This is a genomic window from Sporomusa sp. KB1, assembly GCF_007830295.1.
Classification (GTDB): domain Bacteria; phylum Bacillota; class Negativicutes; order Sporomusales; family Sporomusaceae; genus Sporomusa.
In genome coordinates, this window is record NZ_VLKC01000002.1 from 3,920,520 (window position 1) to 3,939,115 (window position 18,596).

The 18,596-nt window shown below is 42.0% G+C and carries 20 protein-coding genes and 2 tRNA genes; 18 read left to right on the forward strand and 4 right to left on the reverse strand.

What is annotated here, in order from left to right; all coding sequences use genetic code 11:
- Positions 1-158: 158 nt before the first annotated feature.
- The 5 genes from SALPA_RS21845 to SALPA_RS21865 all read left to right on the forward strand — a co-directional run bounded on the left by SALPA_RS21845 (position 159) and on the right by SALPA_RS21865 (position 5,520).
- Positions 159-434: a YlmC/YmxH family sporulation protein gene (locus tag SALPA_RS21845; RefSeq protein ID WP_145098937.1), complete on the forward strand. Its 276-nt coding sequence runs from the start codon at positions 159-161 to the stop codon at positions 432-434.
- Between the two features lie 176 nt (positions 435-610).
- Positions 611-1,075: a transcriptional regulator NrdR gene (gene nrdR, locus SALPA_RS21850; protein WP_145098940.1), complete on the forward strand. Its 465-nt coding sequence runs from the start codon at positions 611-613 to the stop codon at positions 1,073-1,075.
- A 19-nt stretch (positions 1,076-1,094) separates the two neighbouring features.
- Positions 1,095-3,107 (forward strand): anaerobic ribonucleoside-triphosphate reductase, encoded by a 2,013-nt coding sequence (gene nrdD / locus SALPA_RS21855; RefSeq protein ID WP_145098943.1) that lies wholly within the window; start codon positions 1,095-1,097, stop codon positions 3,105-3,107.
- Positions 3,108-3,116: 9 nt separating this feature from the next.
- Complete coding sequence (nrdG, locus tag SALPA_RS21860) at positions 3,117-3,653, forward strand: anaerobic ribonucleoside-triphosphate reductase activating protein (RefSeq protein ID WP_145098946.1); 537 nt, start codon at positions 3,117-3,119, stop codon at positions 3,651-3,653.
- A gap of 130 nt (positions 3,654-3,783) precedes the next feature.
- The gene (locus SALPA_RS21865; protein WP_145098948.1) at positions 3,784-5,520 is read left to right on the forward strand and encodes a TIGR03960 family B12-binding radical SAM protein; all 1,737 of its coding nucleotides are present in this window, start codon (positions 3,784-3,786) and stop codon (positions 5,518-5,520) included.
- A gap of 85 nt (positions 5,521-5,605) precedes the next feature.
- On the opposite strand, the gene SALPA_RS21870 is transcribed toward SALPA_RS21865, so the two are convergent.
- Positions 5,606-5,690 (reverse strand) — tRNA-Tyr (locus SALPA_RS21870).
- A 237-nt stretch (positions 5,691-5,927) separates the two neighbouring features.
- Between SALPA_RS21870 and SALPA_RS31660 the strand changes: the two genes are divergently transcribed.
- Positions 5,928-6,056, forward strand: a complete 129-nt coding sequence (locus SALPA_RS31660) for a hypothetical protein (RefSeq protein ID WP_255451299.1) — start codon at positions 5,928-5,930, stop codon at positions 6,054-6,056.
- Positions 6,057-6,346: 290 nt separating this feature from the next.
- Here the strand turns inward: SALPA_RS31660 and SALPA_RS21875 are convergent.
- A tRNA-Pro gene (locus tag SALPA_RS21875) sits at positions 6,347-6,423 on the reverse strand.
- A 166-nt stretch (positions 6,424-6,589) separates the two neighbouring features.
- Here SALPA_RS21875 and SALPA_RS21880 point away from each other — a divergent pair.
- From SALPA_RS21880 to SALPA_RS21895, 4 genes are all read left to right on the forward strand, one after another.
- On the forward strand, positions 6,590-7,297 hold the full coding sequence (locus SALPA_RS21880) for a C40 family peptidase (protein ID WP_186451173.1): 708 nt from the start codon (positions 6,590-6,592) through the stop codon (positions 7,295-7,297).
- A 155-nt stretch (positions 7,298-7,452) separates the two neighbouring features.
- A complete protein-coding gene (rsmD, locus tag SALPA_RS21885) occupies positions 7,453-8,070 on the forward strand; it encodes a 16S rRNA (guanine(966)-N(2))-methyltransferase RsmD (protein WP_255451300.1) in 618 nt (205 codons plus the stop codon).
- A gap of 111 nt (positions 8,071-8,181) precedes the next feature.
- Entirely contained in the window at positions 8,182-8,667 is a 486-nt protein-coding gene (coaD, locus tag SALPA_RS21890; RefSeq protein WP_145098957.1) for a pantetheine-phosphate adenylyltransferase, read from the forward strand.
- 28 nt (positions 8,668-8,695) lie between these two features.
- Complete coding sequence (locus SALPA_RS21895) at positions 8,696-9,157, forward strand: ATP synthase F0 subunit B (protein WP_145098960.1); 462 nt, start codon at positions 8,696-8,698, stop codon at positions 9,155-9,157.
- Between the two features lie 8 nt (positions 9,158-9,165).
- On the opposite strand, the gene ylbJ is transcribed toward SALPA_RS21895, so the two are convergent.
- Positions 9,166-10,425: a sporulation integral membrane protein YlbJ gene (gene ylbJ, locus SALPA_RS21900; protein ID WP_145098963.1), complete on the reverse strand. Its 1,260-nt coding sequence runs from the start codon at positions 10,423-10,425 to the stop codon at positions 9,166-9,168.
- Positions 10,426-10,542: 117 nt separating this feature from the next.
- On the opposite strand from ylbJ, the gene SALPA_RS21905 reads away from it, so the two are divergent.
- The gene (locus tag SALPA_RS21905; RefSeq protein WP_145098966.1) at positions 10,543-11,367 is read left to right on the forward strand and encodes a patatin-like phospholipase family protein; all 825 of its coding nucleotides are present in this window, start codon (positions 10,543-10,545) and stop codon (positions 11,365-11,367) included.
- Here SALPA_RS21905 and SALPA_RS21910 read toward each other — a convergent pair.
- Complete coding sequence (locus tag SALPA_RS21910) at positions 11,303-12,556, reverse strand: nucleotidyltransferase (RefSeq protein ID WP_145098969.1); 1,254 nt, start codon at positions 12,554-12,556, stop codon at positions 11,303-11,305. The genes SALPA_RS21905 and SALPA_RS21910 overlap by 65 nt on opposite strands.
- Positions 12,557-12,731: 175 nt before the next feature.
- Here SALPA_RS21910 and SALPA_RS21915 point away from each other — a divergent pair, with 175 nt between their 5' ends.
- The 7 genes from SALPA_RS21915 to fabK all read left to right on the forward strand — a co-directional run bounded on the left by SALPA_RS21915 (position 12,732) and on the right by fabK (position 18,596).
- Positions 12,732-13,934, forward strand: a complete 1,203-nt coding sequence (locus SALPA_RS21915; protein WP_145098972.1) for an acetate/propionate family kinase — start codon at positions 12,732-12,734, stop codon at positions 13,932-13,934.
- A gap of 199 nt (positions 13,935-14,133) precedes the next feature.
- Entirely contained in the window at positions 14,134-14,652 is a 519-nt protein-coding gene (locus SALPA_RS21920; RefSeq protein ID WP_145098975.1) for a DUF177 domain-containing protein, read from the forward strand.
- Between the two features lie 41 nt (positions 14,653-14,693).
- Positions 14,694-14,870 carry a 50S ribosomal protein L32 gene (gene rpmF, locus SALPA_RS21925; RefSeq protein ID WP_021167506.1) on the forward strand — a complete coding sequence of 59 codons (177 nt, stop codon included), beginning with the start codon at positions 14,694-14,696 and terminating at the stop codon, positions 14,868-14,870.
- A gap of 137 nt (positions 14,871-15,007) precedes the next feature.
- Positions 15,008-15,577, forward strand: coding sequence for a transcription factor FapR (fapR, locus tag SALPA_RS21930; protein WP_145098978.1), 570 nt, complete (start codon positions 15,008-15,010; stop codon positions 15,575-15,577).
- A gap of 52 nt (positions 15,578-15,629) precedes the next feature.
- On the forward strand, positions 15,630-16,655 hold the full coding sequence (plsX, locus tag SALPA_RS21935) for a phosphate acyltransferase PlsX (protein ID WP_145098981.1): 1,026 nt from the start codon (positions 15,630-15,632) through the stop codon (positions 16,653-16,655).
- Positions 16,648-17,661 (forward strand): beta-ketoacyl-ACP synthase III, encoded by a 1,014-nt coding sequence (locus SALPA_RS21940; RefSeq protein WP_145098984.1) that lies wholly within the window; start codon positions 16,648-16,650, stop codon positions 17,659-17,661. The genes plsX and SALPA_RS21940 overlap by 8 nt, the downstream gene beginning before the upstream one ends.
- Positions 17,655-18,596 carry an enoyl-[acyl-carrier-protein] reductase FabK gene (gene fabK / locus SALPA_RS21945; RefSeq protein WP_145098987.1) on the forward strand — a complete coding sequence of 314 codons (942 nt, stop codon included), beginning with the start codon at positions 17,655-17,657 and terminating at the stop codon, positions 18,594-18,596. Before SALPA_RS21940 ends, fabK begins: the two co-directional genes overlap by 7 nt.

The following is an 18,596-nucleotide window of genomic DNA, read 5'->3' on the forward strand; positions in this document are numbered from 1 at the left end:
GGTAAGTTTAAGCGCCTAAGCTCGTACAAAAATAGACATTGAGACAAAGCCTTCTGTTGTAGGATAACTGCGACAGGAGGTATTTTTACTTATTACATAGGGAGGGAACATAATTATCTTCCCCTTATCATAGATATTTATCAGGGAGGTGGTAACTAATGCCAGATAAAAACATTGTTGGTAATACACGTGATTTGAAGTTGAAAGAAGTAATAAGTGTAATTGATGGTAAGCGTATGGGACATATTACTGATATAGAAATTGACGTTGACACTGGGCGGCTTACCGCTATTGTTGTGCCAGGGATGGGGAAATTTTTAGGACTATTTGGACGTAATGAAGATGTGGTTATTCCGTGGGATAAGATCAATAAAATCGGCATGGATGTAATTTTAGTTGAAGGCACAAGCCTCGGTGGGCTAAAGCATGAATAACATAAAAACTCTAACCGCGTAGTGGTTAGAGTTTTTATGTTAAAATTTCCTATCAAGCAGGAGATATACAACATGTGGCGTATATATAACATGTAGGATACAATATATAGTACTGCGGGGAATGACCTACAAATAGTATAACATACTTACTAGAGTAATCAAGGAGTGAGTGAAATTTGCGCTGTCCTTTTTGTGGAGCAGCTGATAGTAAAGTTGTTGATTCAAGAGCAGCCGACGAAGGAAATTCTATTCGCCGGCGAAGAGAATGTTCGGTTTGCGTCCGCCGTTTTACTACCTATGAAGTAGTTGAAGAAATACCACTAATGGTTATAAAAAAAGACGGACGTCGGGAGAGGTTTGAGCGTAGTAAGCTACTAGGCGGCTTGTTAAGAGCCTGTGAAAAGCGGCCAGTTCCTGTTAATGTGATTGAAACAGCTGTCAGCAAAGTCGAGAGAGATCTTTATAATAGTGTGGAACGAGAGGTTTCTACCCGGCAAATTGGTGAGTCTGTGATGCAGCACTTAAAAGAGATTGATCAGGTGGCCTATGTAAGGTTTGCTTCAGTGTATCGGCAATTTGCTGATATTAATAACTTTATGCAGGAACTTGAGTTACTTATGAAAACACAGCATAAAGATTAATCAATATGGGGGAAAGAGAATGTTTGTTAGGATAAAGAAACGTGATGGACGAGAAGCCGATTTTGAGGAAAGTAAAATAACCGAAGCGATATATAAAGCGGCGAAGGCAGTAGGCGGGGCAGACCGGGAACTGGCATTGGAACTCACGCTTAATGTGCTAAAATTTCTAAAACAACAATATAATGGTGGTTTATTTGGAGTAGAAGATGTGCAGGATGCTGTTGAAAAGGTATTAATTGAAACCGGCCATGCCAAAACAGCTAAAGCTTATATTCTTTACCGGGACAAGCGTAATCGTTTGCGGGACGCTAAATCAGATCTAATGGAAGCAGTGGGTGAAATTTTGGTAGAAACTAGTCGTGAGAACGCGAATGTTTCTAATTCACCATCGGCGAAAATGTTGCAAATTGCCAGTGCTGCCAGTAAGGCTTTCTATTTAAACCGGCTTATTCCGGAAAAGTTTGCGCAAGCTCACATTAAAGGGGATTATCACATTCACGATTTGGACTTTTATGGAAAAACATTGACTTGTGTCCAAATTCCCCTGGGGAAATTACTTAACAGTGGCTTTAACAACGGGCACGGTTATATTCGTTCTCCCAAACGCCCTGCGTCAGCTACTGCTCTTGCGGCCATTATCTTGCAGAGTTCGCAGAATGATATGCATGGGGGCCAGTCGTTTGCTTTTTTCGACCGTGATATTGCACCATTTATGGAAAAAGCCAGTAATGAAGAAGTATATCAGGCTATGGAAGCGTTGATCTATAATTTAAATAGTATGCATTCCCGGGCGGGTGCTCAAGTACCATTTTCCAGTCTTAATATCGGGACTGAAACTTCTCCAACCGGGCGAGCGGTAATAAAAAATGTATTGTTAGCTTATGAAAAAGGGTTAGGGCGGGGTGAGAATCCTATTTTCCCGAATATAATTTTCCGCCTTCAGGAAGGGGTTAATTTTAATCCTGGCGATCCTAACTATGACTTGTTCAAGCTGGCAATTCGGGTTGCGGCTCAACGGCTTAATCCTACTTTTAGTTTTATGGATTCATCCTTTAATAAAGCTTATGGGGATCAAGTTGGCTATATGGGCTGTCGTACCAGGGTAATGGCTAATCGCTGCGGTCCGGAAGTAACTGATGGGCGCGGAAATTTGAGCTTTACCACGATTAATTTGCCGCGTTTGGCTATTAAAGCCGAGCGTAATTTTATGAAATTTTATGAAAGTCTGGCTGAATTGATTGACTTAACTTGTGAGCAGCTTTATCATCGTTTTCAGGTGCAGGCTAAGCTGAGGGTGCGCGATATGCCGTTTTTGATGGGGCAGGGTCTATATATTGATTCGGACAAGCTAAAACCTAATGATTATATTGAAGAGGTTATAAAACAGGGTACTCTGTCAGTTGGATTTATCGGTTTGGCTGAAACGCTGACAGCTCTAACAGGTTGCCATCACGGCGAAAATGAAGAATCCCAAATTATGGGGGAAGAAATCATTGCTTTTATGCGTGATAAGATCGACCGGGCTGCAGAGCATTATGATTTGAACTATACGTTACTAGCAACACCGGCTGAGGGTCTATCAGGACGATTTGTAAAAATGGATCACCGGGAGTATGGTATTATTCCCGGTGTTACCGATAAAGAGTACTACACAAATTCATTCCATGTCCCTGTTGGTTATCCGATAAGCGTTTTTGACAAAATTCGTATTGAGGGTGTATATCATAAGTACACTAATGCCGGCCATATCAGCTATGTTGAATTTGGTGCACCTCCTGTCAACAATTTAGGAGCATTAGAAGAAATTATTCGCTATATGCGTAAATGTGATTTTGGCTATGCTGGCTTTAACTTTCCTGTTGACTTCTGTGAAGGTTGTGGACATCTAGGGGTAATTGACACTGATGAATGCCCAGCATGCGGGACTACCAGTATTCGGCGTGTTCGCCGTATTACCGGTTATTTAAGTACTGTTGACCGGTTTAATGATGCCAAGTTAAAGGAATTAAACCAGCGCGTACGCCATATTTAGGAGTAAAAAATGGAAATTAGACTTGCTGGGATAACGGAAGAAAGTATTGTGGATGGTCCGGGGTTACGATTAGTAGTATTTACCCAAGGCTGTTCACACAAATGTGAGGGCTGTCATAACCCGGATACACATGATATAAATGGTGGCTATGCTACTGAGGTTGAGGATCTGTTTCTCTATATTGAAAAAATTTTTATCCGCAATAAATTATTAAAGGGGGTAACTTTTTCTGGTGGAGAACCCTTTCTTCAGGCGAAACAGCTGTCCGTGTTAGCGCAAAAATTAAAGATATTGGGTCTGAACATTGTTACTTATAGCGGGTTTACTTTTGAGCAGTTGGCAGCGATGACGGTCAATCGTAAAAGCATCGGGGAGTTGCTTAAACAAACCGATATTTTGATAGACGGTTTATATCATGCAGCTGAACGTGATTTAGGGTTGGCCTTTCGCGGTTCCCGAAATCAGCGTCTGATTGATGTAGCAGCAACAATAGCAGCTGGGCGAGTGGTATTATGGGAAGATCTCTTGCAAAAACGCTGGGCGTAAAGCACTCCTGCTTTTAGAAGCGGAGTCTTAAACTTGGTCAGCGGATAATTTTAATGAAATATTGGTATACTATTGTAGTGTCACCTATAATTGCGATTATGGGCAGACATTACAGGTGGATGTGATAAAAATGTCATGGCATTTAAAAGAACGCCTGCAAAAAATTGTGGCTGCTGAGCAGGGAACACTGGTCTATGCGCCGGGTTCCCGCCAACCTATGGCTCTTGTTTACCCTAATACTTATCATGTTGGGATGTCCAACCTTGGAATGCATATTATATATGAGCAGATAAACAGCCGGGGCGATACAGCCTGTGAACGGCTGTTTTTGCCTGATAAAAAAACGTTGGACGAGTATATTCGAACAAACACGCCTTTATTAACGTTAGAGAATCAGTTGCCCTTATATGAATTTCCGTTGATTGCTGTTGCTGTTTCTTTTGAGATGGACTATTTTAATCTACTTGCTATTTTAATGACAGGCAAAGTTCCGGTATTGGCGACTGACCGGGGAGACGGTGATCCGTTGGTAATTATCGGCGGTCCATGTGCTACCTTTAATCCCGAACCATTGGCTGACTTTGTTGATGCTTGTATAATTGGTGAGGGAGAAGAAGTAATCCAGGACTTCTTGGATAGTTATTATGACAGTAGGCAGCAAGGGCTGCCAAGAGAAGAACTATTGTTGCGGTTGGCGCAAATTGAAGGCGTTTATGTTCCCCGCTTTTATCAGCCTGTATATGCTGATGACGGCATTATTGAACGCTATGAACGACATCCGGCAGTGCCAGCCACCAAGGTGAGACGCCGGTATATTAAGGATTTAGGGAAATATCCTGCGCAAACGGTGATTGTTACCTCGGATACTGAGTTTAAGGATATGTACCTAATTGAGGTTGCCAGAGGCTGTGGCAGGCATTGCCGCTTCTGTATGGCTGGTTATTGTTTCCGTAACCCCAGAGTCCGGCCTTTGGCACAGATTGCTGAAGGTGTTGAGAAAGCTAAAATGTTCCAGGCAAAAGTCGGTTTGATGGGTGCCTCTATTTCTGATTATCCTGAGATTGATAAACTATGCCAGCTCATTATAAATGAGGGGCTTACGATGTCGGTTGCATCACTGCGAGCTGACTCGCTGACCCCTGGCTTGGTAGAAGCTTTGGCTGCCAGCGGCCACAAAACCGTTACGCTGGCACCAGAAGCCGGCAGTGAGCGAATGCGGCGGGTAATCAATAAAGGAATTACTGATGAGCACTTATATCAAGCCATAGCCGCTGCGACAACCGCCGGAATTCCCCATGTTCGGTTATATATCATGGTTGGGTTACCGGGAGAAAGTGATCAGGATGTTGAGGCTATTATTGAAATGGTCCACAGAGTCAAGGAACATATGGAATCTTTAGGAAACAAAGCAATGGTAACAGTAAGCATTAATCCCTTTATTCCTAAGCCGTTTACGCCATTTCAATGGTTGCCGATGGCTTCGATGGAGAAAGTGTCTTCCAGTTTGAAATACATTCAAACCATTTTGAAAAAAAGAAAAGGTGTAGAGGTATTAATTGAGCAACCTAAAGAAGCTTATATCCAAAGTGTTTTGGCGCGAGGCGATCGCAGGTTAGGGCAAGTACTGCTTACCGCTGCGGCTAATGGTGGTGTCAAGGGGTGGAAACAGGCTCTTAAAGTTCATAAAGTTAATGAAGAGTTCTACTTATATCGTCCAAGAGGTGAGGCTGAGGTTTTGCCATGGGATAACTTGAGCATGGGTTTCGACACAGCATATCTATTAGCTGAATATCATCAGGCGCAAGCAGAAAAATACACCCCGCCATGTAGTGCAGGGTGTAAAAGATGTGGTGTGTGTCAAGAATAAGGATTAATAAACAAAAAGCAGAGCGGTTCGCTCTGCTTTTATTACTGCTGTTGTACCAATATAATTATGTTCCTATATAATATTGTGGTGGAGGGAGGTGGATTCGAACCACCGAAGTCGAAGACGGCAGATTTACAGTCTGCTCCCTTTAGCCACTCGGGAATCCCTCCAGAGGATAACTGGCACGTTCAATAAGGCATATTTTATCATGTCTATTCAACAATTTCAAGCCCTAATGCAGCAACAATATGATAAATTGTTATGTTATGTTTTATGGCTGCCTGTCTGGTTCATCCCTGGCAGCCGTTTTTTCATTTTCATTTGCCAGAAATAAAGGTTTTTGGAAAAGAATGTAGAAATGAAATAAAATTATAGAAATAATTATTTATTGATAAGGGGATGATTTTATGATTAAGGTGCTTGGTCGTATACTATTTTTGATTATTTCAATGATCAATCCCCGTTTTGGGCACACTAAGAAAAAAGTTAAAGAAGTTGTAAATGTAAAATATCCCGTATATAAGAAAGCAGGCTAAATAGATGCTCTATCATCAGGGATGGGCGGATTTGTTTGTGTAGCCCACTCTCAGCTTCGGTTGGGGGTGGCTTTTTGTTTCTCTGCAGGACTCGAATGGCAGATGTACTTGTATTTACATATAATAATAAAGAAGGAAACATGAATAAATAATAAAACAAACCTCTTAAAATAAGAGGTTTGTAAATAGTGTTAAAATGCTTACTTTTACTTTATTGTTAGAAGTTTATTCCTATTATGCTTTTTTAGGCTTATCAAGGCTTCGGGATGCCTGATAGTACTAGATTTAACTGGTCGGGGCGACAGGATTCGAACCTGCGGCCTCTTGGTCCCGAACCAAGCGCGCTACCAAACTGCGCTACGCCCCGGCTCACATTTATTAAGTATACACACTCATAATACTGTTGTCAACAGTGGAAAAGTGTAAATTTGGTTTGTTGGAATGGTACATTATGAGTCTTAAGTCCCGCAGGAATTTTATAGAAAATGTCGAAATCGAGAAAAGATAAAATCAAAGCAAATGGAGGTATGTTTTTGAAGTTAGTCAAAATTACGCTTTTTATGGTTGTTTTTGTAGTTGCATTGCTATTAACTCCTGGCAATTCAGCCTTTGCGTCAGGCCAGGATATGCCGGTATTAAGGGTAGGAGACGCTAATGATGCTGTTTACACCTTACAGAGAGAACTTAAAAAAAGAGGTTTTTATCAGTCAGATGTGGATGGCAAATTTGGCTCAGATACTAAGGGCGCTGTTCTTGAGTTCCAACAGATGAGTGGAATTAAAGTTGATGGCATTGTTGGTTTCGAAACCTGGCAGGCGCTTCGCAGCTTTACAGGTACTGCTGAATCAAGTCGTGGTAATTATAACGGAAAACTTGGACGGCAACTTGCTACTTTTGCCCAAGGATTCCTAGGCGTGCCTTATACTTGGGGGGGGGCAGCTCCCGGTGGTTTTGATTGCTCTGGCTTTGTTTACTATGTGTATAGCCAATATGGTATCTCGTTGCCAAGGGTTGCAGATGAACAATATAATTATGGGCACAGGGTGTCAATGAACGACATTCAGCCTGGTGACTTAGTTTTCTATAGTACCTATACCCCCGGTCCTTCACATGTTGGCATATATGTGGGAAATGGGCAATTTATCCATGCTAGTTCTGGTGCTAATGAAGTAACCTTGACTGCGATGTCTAAGGACTATTACCAGACGCGATTTTTAGGAGCTTTCCGTATTGTTAGATAATATATATTCCGCTTGTCTGTTATATATAGCGGTAATAAAAATAGCCGGTTATCCGGTTATTTTTTGTTTGCCTGCTATTGAGGCGGGCATACTAGAAGACAAATATTATTTTTCACAAAAAGTGCTGTGGTTGTTTAAATTGTGCTAAAATACTAATGTTAAGTGAATCTAAATTACAATTCGAGGTATGTATGCGGATTATTACAGGAGTTGCCAAAGGAATCAAGCTTAAAGTACCAAAAGGACTTGATGTGCGTCCTACGGCTGACCGGGTTAAAGAATCTATATTTAATATTCTTGCAAACTTAGAAGTGCAAGTTGGTCGAAATGCAATTATCGGTGCAAACGTATTGGATTTATTTGCTGGAACAGGTAATTTGGGATTGGAGGCCTTAAGCCGCGGGGCAGCCCATGCGTTATTTGTAGACCATAGTATGGTAAGTCTGGCGACGACAAAAGAAAATATTAATCATGCTGATTTAAGTAAGGTGTCTGAAGTTCACCGTGGTGACTCTCTTAAAACATTGGATAAATTAGCCCAATCAAGGCGGTCATTCACGCTTATATTTGTAGACCCTCCGTATAATCAGGGACTGGTAAATGTTGTGCTGCAAAAACTTGATAATATTGATGTTGTTGAAAACGGCGGATTAATTGTTGTTGAATACTCCAAACATGAGCAACTAAATGCGGATTGGCAACACCTGAAGCTAGTTCGTAACGAACGTTATGGGGAAACATTGGTGACTTTTTTGTCCAGATGGAAGGGTTAACTTTCCCTGGATTGAACGACTAAGGCTTCTGCCGGCGTCCTAAAGGACTTGGCACAAGCCCAGTCTTAATCTTAACGCGATATTACGAAATTACTTCAGGAGGAAGTTGATATGCGGATAGGGGTTTGCCCTGGAAGTTTCGATCCGGTTACTAACGGGCATGTGGATATATTCTTGCGGGCTAGTAAAATGTTTGATTTAGTCATTGTAGCTGTTTTTCATAATCCTAACAAAAAACCACTGTTTACCATGGAAGAACGGGTGGAAATGTTAAATCTGGCAGCCAAGGATATTGCTAATATCAAGGTTGATAGTTTTTCCGGTCTTTTATATGATTATGTGCTGCAGCAAAATAGTAATTTTATTGTTCGGGGCTTACGAGCTTTGAGTGACTTTGAATATGAATTTCAACGCGCTTTGCTCATAAAAAAAATAGTTCCGGAAATAGAAACAATTTTTATGATGACAAGTAATGAGTATTCATTCGTTAGTTCAAGTGGTATTAAAGAATTGGCTAAATTTGGTGGACCAATTACTGGTTTGGTACCTGAATGCTTAGAAGAAAAAATTACAAAAAGAATTCGTGAACAAAGCTAGAATTGTTTGAAGGGGAAGGGAGAAGATTATGAGTATTGACAAGCTGTTAGATGAGATGGAAACTATACTGGTTGAGGCGACCCGCCTACCCTTTACGAATAAGCGGGTCCTTGAAGAAGATGATTTGGCAAAATTTTTAGATGACTTCCGTGAGCTGCTCCCTAAAGAGCTTGAGGAAGCAAAACGGATTATCGCTGATCGCCAGCGTATTCTTGAAGAAGCACAAAAAGAAGCACAAAATATCGTAGAACAAGCTAAAACCTATGTTATTAAGCTTACTGATGAAAATCTTATTAATAAACAGGCCCAGGAGCAAGCAAATGATCTTATGACGCAAGCTAGTTTAACTGCTAAAAACCTGCAAATTGATGCTGTCAATTATGCAGATGAAGTATTTAAGCATGTTTTGAATAACCTGGAACAAACACTAGAAGTAGTTAGGCAAGGACATCGGGATTTGCAACAAAATAAAAATAACTTAACAAAATAGAAAAGGAGCTAGGCTCCTTTTCTATTCGCATAGCGATAAATTCCCCTTAGCAAATGAACTGCAAATGACATTACAATCAGGATGCTAAGCAATATCCCGATTTGATACGTAGTCTGCTCAATTCTAGTTAACCAGAAACTTAAACTATTACTTTGGCTCATAGTCATGGAGGCGGGAATAACCATTAGTGTGGTAAAGCGTTGTCCTGATCCGAGCAGTAATACGGTGAGGATAGCTGCAAGCACGGCGTGTAGCAGTCTGCCTACCATGTAAGGCGTCATGCGAATGCCTGATTCAATAACAATGCTGGCTACCTGGCCGTGCACGCAAAGACCGCTCCAAGCAATGATGGCACTGGCAATCGCGACTTTTTCAACAAGAGGAGCCGCTACTTGACTGACTGCTAGGGTTCCTAAATCAATTTCAAGGAAACCGCTTACCAATGCCGGAGCCAGGTTGGTATTATAGTTGATCAAGCTTAGGCCTGCTGCAAATATGTCAGTCAGGGTATCGGTAATGCCAACTATCGTCATGATGCGAATAAATACGGAGAACACAATGATAAAGCCACCAATCAATATAATGGTATTCATGGATAATTTTACAGCATCACCAAGTAATTGTCCTGGTGAGCGCTTATCTTCTTGACGGGCATTATATAAGGCCCGAAAGGCACGAGTAATGATATTGCCGCTTGCTACTGGAGTATCGGGGGAATAGCTATCCCTGCTCCGGCCATGAAATCGGAAAGCAACCCCAACGAGAAAACTTGATATGTAGTGAGCCAGGGCAATGGTTGCTCCTAATTCCGGCATACCAAACATACCTACTGCTACGGCCCCAAACATGAATAGTGGATCAGCAGTGTTAGTAAAAGATAGGAGGCGCTCAGCCTCGACAGCTGTACAAAGTTGGTTTTTTCGAAAGCGGCAGGTTATTACAGCATCCATGGGGTAGCCTGATGCAAGTCCCATGGACATGGCGAAAGCACCAACGCCGGGGACATTGAAAATAGGCCTCATCAACGGTTCCAGTAAAACACCGATGAAGTGAACAACACCAATTCCCATAAGTATCTCGGACAAAATAAAAAAAGGCAGCAGAGCGGGAAAAACTACATTCCACCATAGGTTCAAGCCCATGATGGCCGAATCAAAGGTTTCTTTAGGATACGTAACCATAGTAATGGTAATAAATACAGTACAAAAGGCCATAAAATATACTAGTAGTCGTGAACGATAACGCCTGCCACTGCCCCAAGTCCGCATATATTAATCTCCTCCTCCAAGCCGTGCGGTTTGATAATATATATATTGAAAGGTCAGAGGTAATATAACTAAAATGAAGGATCAAATACACTTAGTTGTATTGGAGGAGGATAAATTGTGTTACCAAAAATAGGTTTGGCGTTAGGATCTGGCGGTTTACGGGGGATTGCGCATATTGGGGTGTTAAAGGTACTCAGAAATCATCAGATACCGATAGATTATATTGCTGGTTGTAGTATTGGCAGCTTGATTGGCGCGCTATATGCCGCAGGGCTTGACCCGGAAACTATCCTGAAATTAGCCAAAAACTTAAAAAAACGTCACTGGTTAGATTTTGTAATCCCTCAGATGGGGATTGTTGCCGGTGAACGGGCGCTAGCGACAATTCGTTTATTAACAAAACAAAAGACGTTTGCAGACTTAAAAACTCCGCTTGCAATTGTTGCAACCGAACTAAACAGTGGACAGGAAGTTGTCTTCACCGAAGGAGATGTCGCCAAGGCGGTAAGGGCTAGTATTTCTGTACCGGGAGTGTTTATTCCCTTCGCTATTGATGATGTACTTTTCATAGATGGTGCAGTTATCAATCCGACCCCTATTGATACGGTGAGGAATATGGGCGCAGATGTTGTGATTGCTGTTGATTTGGCGCATGCAGGTACGGTATGCAATATTAGCAACATGTTTGATGTAATCATTCAATCCATTGATATTATGGAACGAGAATTATGCAGGCAGCGCCAACCTCATTGTGATATTCTTATTCAGCCTGATGTGGGCAACCTGTCACCCAGTTCTTTTGATGCAATGGATGAGTGTGCTTTAGCAGGAGAATTGGCTGCTGAAGCAGTCATTCCGGAAATTAAGAAATTTTTGTCTAGCCAGGAATATAGTGCGGCGAAGTCTGATAATCCTGACCACCTGATCGCCACTGATCATTAGGTGATCCAAGTACATAGGTATCTGTTGTCACAATGTCATAAGCCAACATAGCTTGCAAAGGCGGTAAGTTGCTATGTTGCCGCTGCTTACTAGTGAGGAACTGAGATGTTTTTGTTATTATAGGCACAGTAGCTTGTTTACTGATTTCTTTTAGTAGTTTTCGCCCATTGCGGTTAAATGCCAGTACGCGAGCATAGAGTGGGCCTAACTGGTCAAATTGTGTAAGCTTATCTTTGGTTATCCCTAACAGCGCATAGATAATAATTCGTTGTAAGCGGGTTAATGTGTAGCGCTTGCTTTTGCTATAAAGTAGTAATTCTTGAACCGTTGTTGCCTTAAGGGCAGCCTCGCTTATTCTATTGTGCAGTCCTTCGGTAACCTCTGGTAAAGCAGCCAGCTCATTAAGGCTCATAGTCCTGAGTTTTGCCAAAATCATGTTGCTGAAGGCCTGTAATGTAACCGGCACTCTGCCAATCGAAACTAAATAATTAATTTGGCTGGCACACACTGGCGGCAGTGATTTCCAGGCCATACTGCCGGGAGAAAGCGTGCTGCTTTCTAAAAGGGCTGTTCTAACGGCAGTGGCACTGGCAATAGTAGCGGTAACCTGATTATCATGATAATTTGCACCCAAGCGTTGTATCGGCAGAGGTTTAAGCTGAGGAGCATAGGCTGTGATTGCCCGTAAGTATTCGATGGCTAAAAGGTTATTTGGGGTTTGCAGCAGACTTGCTGCAACACCTGATTCTGTCGATAGTGCTGCCGCCAGGCTGGCGGCATAGGTTTGACCTGTTTTCATTTGTTGGCGCATCCTGTCGATAACATCTTGGTTATTTAAACCATTGGCGACCGAAGTCAGCAGAGATAAGTCTGGCGTTTCCGTTCCAAAGCAGACATGGCTGACAACTCCCAGACGACTGAGCAGCTGAATACCTCCTGTTGCAAAGTATTGTGCGCTGCGTACAGAAAAGACGGTAGGCAGTTCGATTATCAAATCAGCACCGGCCTGAACGGCCATCGCCGCTCGTGACCATTTATCAGCTATTGCCGGTTCGCCGCGTTGTAAAAAGTTACCGCTCATAATACCAATAGCGAATTGTGCGCCGGAAATTCGTTTCGCTTCGTTCAAATGCCATAAATGCCCATTATGGAAAGGATTATACTCAACGATCATACCTACTGTGTTCATTACACTTCACCCTATGTTATTTTACCCTATATTCGCTATTTGTGAAATTTTTTATTAAATAATGTTCCTGAATGAAGGGAAAATTAGTCAGGCGTCGAAAACATAAAAATTGGTTAGTAGATCAAGAAGAAAATTGATTGCTACTATGTACCCCAAAAATAAGGAGGATTTTGCTGTGAAAGTTTTAGTTGTTAACTGTGGAAGTTCTTCGATTAAGTATCAGCTAGTTAATATGAATGATGAGTCCGTTTTGGCTAAGGGTTTAGTTGAGCGTATTGGTTTAGACGGTTCGGTATTAACTCATCAACCGGAAGGTAAAGACAAAGTAATTATTAATGCTGATATCAGCGATCATAGTATTGGTATCAAACTAGTTATTGAGGCGTTAACTGATGCTAAACATGGTGTAATTGCCAGCATGAAAGAAATTGCCGCTGTTGGTCACCGGGTTGTTCATGGTGGAGAAAAATTCGCCGATTCCGTATTAATTACGCCTGATGTTATGAAAGCTTTGGAAGAGTGTATTGAAATGGCACCGCTGCATAATCCGCCTAACATTATGGGGATAAATGCCTGCTCCAAAATTATGCCCGGTGTTCCGCAGGTGGCTGTTTTTGATACTGCTTTCCATCAAACAATGCCTAAAGAGGCGTTCCTTTACGCTATTCCCTATGAAGCGTACGAGAAATATGGCGTTAGACGGTATGGCTTCCATGGAACATCCCACAAATTTGTGTCGCAACAAGTGGCTGAGCTTATGGGCAAAAAATTATCCGATTTGCGCATAATCACTTGCCACTTGGGAAATGGTGCCAGTATTGCAGCTATTAAAAATGGTAAATGTATTGATACCAGCATGGGATTTACTCCGCTTGACGGTCTTGTAATGGGAACTCGCAGCGGTGGTCTTGATCCAGCTATTCTTCCTTTCCTGATGAAAAAAGAAAAAATGACTGCCGAGCAGATAGATAACTATCTGAATAAAAAATCGGGTGTACTTGGTGTTTCTGGTGTATCCAGCGATTTCCGTGATATTGAAGAAGCCGCTAATACAGGTAATGAACGGGCGGCTCTGGCCCTTGACATGTTTGCTTATAGAGTTCGTAAATATGTTGGTTCCTATGTTGCTGCTATGGGTGGCGTTGATGTTATTGTATTTACTGCTGGTCTTGGCGAAAACTCGATTACTATGCGCGAGAAAATTTGTAATGGTCTTGAATATTTGGGCACTAGCATCGACCCTGCCAAAAACAATATTCGGGGCAAAGCGCAAGAAATCAGTGCCGACGGTTCTGAAGTCAAAGTTTTTGTCATTCCGACCAACGAAGAACTTGTTATCGCCCGCGATACCAAGGCAATTTGCGGCAATCTTGCATAACTGCTAAAGAGTCTTCGCAGGATAGGCAGGGGACATTTCGTTCCCTGCTTTGTTTATTCCAACAAAGCATAGTTTTCTTAAAAACAGGATAAAGAAACATCGGCTTGCGCTGTCACCAAAGGCTCGGCGCAAGCCGTGTTTTCTATATTTCTTGACAAACATTCGGCGTGTCGATATAATAGATGAAGGTTGGTGGAAAATGATGAAAATTAATATAGCTCAACTCAAAAAAGAGCTTGGCAGTACCCAATCTTTTTCTTTTAGAACTTCAGCCGAAGAACTAGGTCTTGGTAAAGAGCAGCTTTTTTTGTCAGAGCCTGTAATAGTTGAAGGGCTGGTTACCAATAAAGGAATAGTTTTTGAGGTAACTGGCGAAATTAATACTCGCTTAAAGCAATGCTGTAGCCGTTGTCTGGAAGAGATGGTTACCTCACTTACTGCTATGTTTAGTGAAGAATACCGCGAAGTTGATTTCAAAGAATCAAGAGATGTTTCAGATTCGGAAATTGACTACTTTAAAGGCGATGAAATTGATATTACTGACCTTGTTCGCGAAACTCTTTTGTTGGCCGAGCCTATTAAACCGGTGTGCAGCGAGACTTGTCGCGGCTTATGCCCCAAGTGCGGAGTCAACCTAAACTTAAATACCTGCGGCTGCAACCTAGTTAAAACTGATCCAAGGCTTGCGGTTTTAGAAAAACTCTTGTCGAAGGACTGAGATATGCAGGTTAGCCAATTTTGTTAAGGAGGTGGAAACAAATGGCAGTACCTAAGCGCAAAATGTCCAAAGCCCGCCGTGATAAGCGTCGTGCTAATTGGAAACTTACTATTCCTGGATTAGTAGAATGCCCCCAATGTCACGAAAAGAAAATGCCTCACCGTGTTTGTCCTGAATGTGGTCATTATAATGGTAAAGTTGTGGTTCAAGCAGAATAAAAAAATAAGCAGTGAGCAAGATAAAAGACGATCAATTTTATCTTGCTCACTTTTTTTGCTTGCATAATTAGTAGTAACTAGCTATAATTAATGCTAGCATATGGTATTAAAACTTGTTGATAAAACTAGGTGATGTTATGGCGCGAATTCAAAAAAAAATACGTCAGGAGCATTTGCAAGAAAAGCTGATAAACACACCTTTTCTTACTGATGAGGAATTGGCTGCACATTTGAATGTTAGTGTGCAAACTATCCGGCTTGACAGGCTGGAACTTGGTATACCCGAACTTAGGGAGCGTACTAAGCTAATGGCGGAAGAAGCACGAAACAAGCTCAAGTCTATTTCCAGTGCTGATGTCGTTGGTGAACTGATTGATCTTGAACTAGGCAGATCAGGTATATCGCTAATGACAGTAACACCTGACATGGTATTTGAAAAAACAAAAGTTGCACGGGGACATTATGTTTTTGCCCAGGCCAATTCGTTAGCACTAGCAATTATTGATGCACCCATAGCTGTTACTGGGGTCGCAAATGTCAAATATAAGATTGCAGTACATGAAAGCGAAAAACTGGTAGCTAAAGCTGAAATTATAAAAAAAAGAGGCAATAAATATTTTATTTGGGTAAAAACTAGAAATGATAAACAGGAAGTATTTCGTGCCAAATTTATTATGGTATCGCTTGAAGCTGATTTGCATAAATAGCAATAAAGATTAATAGTTTGTATTTTGTCAGTTGTGTGAGGGGAGATACCGAATGAGGGTTGCCGTTGATGCTATGGGTGGAGATTATGGGCCTGACGAGATTGTTCTAGGCGCATTTCAAGCTGCTCAGGAATATGAACAAGAAGGCATTGAAATTGTTTTAGTCGGCGACCAAGCTCAAATTATTCAAGCGCTTGACCGTCATGGTAAGTGGAAAGAGAGAAATATTACTGTTCAGCATGCCAGTGAAGTTATTGATATGCACGATTCACCGGGCGCCGCTGTAAGAAAAAAAAAGGATGCCTCAGTAGTTGTTGCCACTGGATTAGTGAAACAAGGACATTGTGATGTAGTAATATCAGCTGGCAGTACTGGTGGTGCAGTGGCGGCTGCTTTATTTGGATTAGGCCGCATAAAAGGTATTGAGCGGCCGGCTATTGCGACACCGATACCTAACCTTATTGGTACAACTGTTCTTTTAGATTCAGGGGCCAATGTTGATAGCAAACCCAAGCATTTGGTGCAAAATGCTATTATGGGATCTATTTATGCTGAGTATGTACTTAACATTCCAAGGCCGAGGGTAGGTCTTTTAAATATTGGTGAAGAAGAAAGCAAAGGGAATGAACAAGCTTTTACTACATATCCACTATTAACACAGCTTAATAGTGTAAATTTCATTGGTAATGTTGAAGGGCGAGACATTCCGAAAGGAACTGTCGATGTTGTGGTTTGCGATGGGTTTGTAGGGAATATAGTCTTAAAGTTTGGTGAAGGCTTAGCTAGTGCTATCTTGCAATTGCTTAAACAATCAATCAAGTCCAGCAGCCTTTGGACAAAAATGGCTGCTATGCTTATAATGCCTACTTTGAAGGGACTAAAGAAAAAGCTTGATTATGCCGAATATGGCGGTGCGCCGCTTTTAGGTGTTAACGGTGGCTTTATTATTTGTCATGGCAGCTCGCGGGCAAAGGCGATAAAGAGTGCGATTAGAGTAGCTAAAGAATTTACCGAACAAGAAGTTGTTGCCCATATTCGCGAAACCATTGCTAAAGAGGGGATTGTGACTAATGAGTGAAAATAAAGCAGTTGGTATTATAGGTATTGGTACTTATGTACCTGATAAGATAGTAACAAATAAAGATTTAGAAAGCATTGTAGAAACTTCTGATGAATGGATTGTCGATCGAACTGGTATTCGTGAGCGGCGAATAGCTGCTGCTGATATCGCAACCTCAGATCTAGCCAGCCAGGCGGCACAAAGAGCTCTTGATGATGCTGGTGTTACTGCCGAAGAAATTGATCTTATTATTGTTGCTTCAGCTACACCGGATATGTTTTTTCCGTCTACAGCTTGTTTGGTACAGGCCAATATCAAGGCTACTAACGCTGCTGCTTTTGATTTGGCAGCAGGATGTTCCGGATTTGTATATGCAATGGTAACCGGCAGTCAATTTATTAAGACCGGTTTATATAAAAAGGTATTAGTTATTGGTGCTGAAACCCTTTCTAAAATACTGGACTGGACAGATCGCAATACCTGTGTTTTGTTTGGGGATGGCGCTGGTGCGGCCGTACTGGCTGAGACGGCACCAGGCTATGGTATTTTAGCCTCACAGCTAGGGGCTGATGGTGCAGGTGGCGATTTGTTAAAGCTTCCTGCTGGTGGTTCACGTAATCCGGCAACAGATGAAACTGTCTCACAAAGAATGCACTTTATTCATATGAGTGGTAATGAAGTATTTAAATTTGCCATTAAAATAATGGGGGAAGCTGCTACTAAGACTTTGGAGGCGGCTGGTCTTAGTACTGACGATATTGATTGTTTAATCCCCCACCAGGCCAATATTCGTATAATCCAGTCGGCGGCGAAACGGCTTAAATTGCCGATGGACAAAGTTATAGTCAATGTTGATAAATATGGCAATACCTCGGCTGCATCTATTCCCATTGCGCTGGAAGAGGCTGTACATAGTGGCAAAATCAAACAAGGTGATCATGTCGTGCTTGTTGGCTTTGGTGCTGGATTAACATGGGCATCTGCGGTTATGAAATGGGGCAAGGAGGCCAACACTAATTGTTAAATAACAAAATTTGCCAGCTGTTAAATATAAAATATCCAATCCTGCAAGGCGGAATGGCTTGGGTAGCTACAGCTGAATTGGCGGCGGCAGTGTCTAATGCCGGTGGTTTGGGGATAATTGGTGCGGGACATATGCCTCCTGACGCACTTAAAGCAGAGATTGTAAAAGCCAAAAATTTGACAAACAAGCCTTTTGGTGTCAATATTATGCTCATGTCGCCGTTTGTCAAAGAGGTAATGCAGGTTGTAATTGAGGAACGCGTTGCCGTTGTTACTACTGGGGCAGGTAATCCGGGAGAATATATCCCAGCCTTAAAGGCAGTAGGAACAAAGATAATTCCTGTTGTTGCCTCCGTAGCGCTTGCCAAACGATTAGAACGGGTAGGTATTGATGCGATTATTGCTGAAGGAATGGAAAGCGGCGGTCATGTAGGTGAAGTAACAACAATGGCATTAGTGCCATTGGTCGCTGATGCTGTTACTGTGCCGGTTATTGCTGCCGGCGGCATTGGTGATGCTCGCGGCGTAGTTGCAGCATTAGCTCTGGGAGCTCAAGGTGTTCAGATGGGGACGGTGTTTGCAGCTTCAACTGAATGTACTGCTCATCCTAATTATAAGGCGGCCATTATCAAAGCCAAAGAACGTGCTACAGTAGTTACTGGTGCCATAACAGGCCATCCTGTTAGAGTTATTGCCAATAAGTTAACCCGTGATTTCGCTGAATTAGAAAAGTGCGGTGCATCAACAGCAGAATTGGAACGTCTGGGTGCCGGAAAGCTAAAAGCAGCTGTGCGCGACGGTGATGTGGATTATGGTTCAGTAATGATTGGGCAGGTGGCTGGTATGATTACTACTATACGCCCGGTAAATGAAATTATGCAGGATATAGTTCAGCACATTCCTGAAGTAATGACTGAACTTTCACAGACAATATAG

What these genes read in the sequence shown, in the direction of transcription:
- SALPA_RS21845 (WP_145098937.1), top strand. Translation starts at nt 159, where the DNA reads ATGCCAGATAAAAACATTGTTGGTAATACACGTGATTTGAAGTTGAAA.
- nrdD (WP_145098943.1), top strand. Translation starts at nt 1,095, where the DNA reads ATGTTTGTTAGGATAAAGAAACGTGATGGACGAGAAGCCGATTTTGAG.
- nrdG (WP_145098946.1), top strand. Translation starts at nt 3,117, where the DNA reads ATGGAAATTAGACTTGCTGGGATAACGGAAGAAAGTATTGTGGATGGT.
- SALPA_RS21865 (WP_145098948.1), top strand. Translation starts at nt 3,784, where the DNA reads ATGTCATGGCATTTAAAAGAACGCCTGCAAAAAATTGTGGCTGCTGAG.
- SALPA_RS31660 (WP_255451299.1), top strand. Translation starts at nt 5,928, where the DNA reads ATGATTAAGGTGCTTGGTCGTATACTATTTTTGATTATTTCAATGATC.
- rsmD (WP_255451300.1), top strand. Translation starts at nt 7,453, where the DNA reads ATGTTAAGTGAATCTAAATTACAATTCGAGGTATGTATGCGGATTATT.
- coaD (WP_145098957.1), top strand. Translation starts at nt 8,182, where the DNA reads ATGCGGATAGGGGTTTGCCCTGGAAGTTTCGATCCGGTTACTAACGGG.
- SALPA_RS21895 (WP_145098960.1), top strand. Translation starts at nt 8,696, where the DNA reads ATGAGTATTGACAAGCTGTTAGATGAGATGGAAACTATACTGGTTGAG.
- ylbJ (WP_145098963.1), bottom strand. Translation starts at nt 10,425, where the DNA reads ATGCGGACTTGGGGCAGTGGCAGGCGTTATCGTTCACGACTACTAGTA.
- SALPA_RS21910 (WP_145098969.1), bottom strand. Translation starts at nt 12,556, where the DNA reads ATGAACACAGTAGGTATGATCGTTGAGTATAATCCTTTCCATAATGGG.
- SALPA_RS21920 (WP_145098975.1), top strand. Translation starts at nt 14,134, where the DNA reads ATGATGAAAATTAATATAGCTCAACTCAAAAAAGAGCTTGGCAGTACC.
- rpmF (WP_021167506.1), top strand. Translation starts at nt 14,694, where the DNA reads ATGGCAGTACCTAAGCGCAAAATGTCCAAAGCCCGCCGTGATAAGCGT.
- fapR (WP_145098978.1), top strand. Translation starts at nt 15,008, where the DNA reads ATGGCGCGAATTCAAAAAAAAATACGTCAGGAGCATTTGCAAGAAAAG.
- plsX (WP_145098981.1), top strand. Translation starts at nt 15,630, where the DNA reads ATGAGGGTTGCCGTTGATGCTATGGGTGGAGATTATGGGCCTGACGAG.
- SALPA_RS21940 (WP_145098984.1), top strand. Translation starts at nt 16,648, where the DNA reads ATGAGTGAAAATAAAGCAGTTGGTATTATAGGTATTGGTACTTATGTA.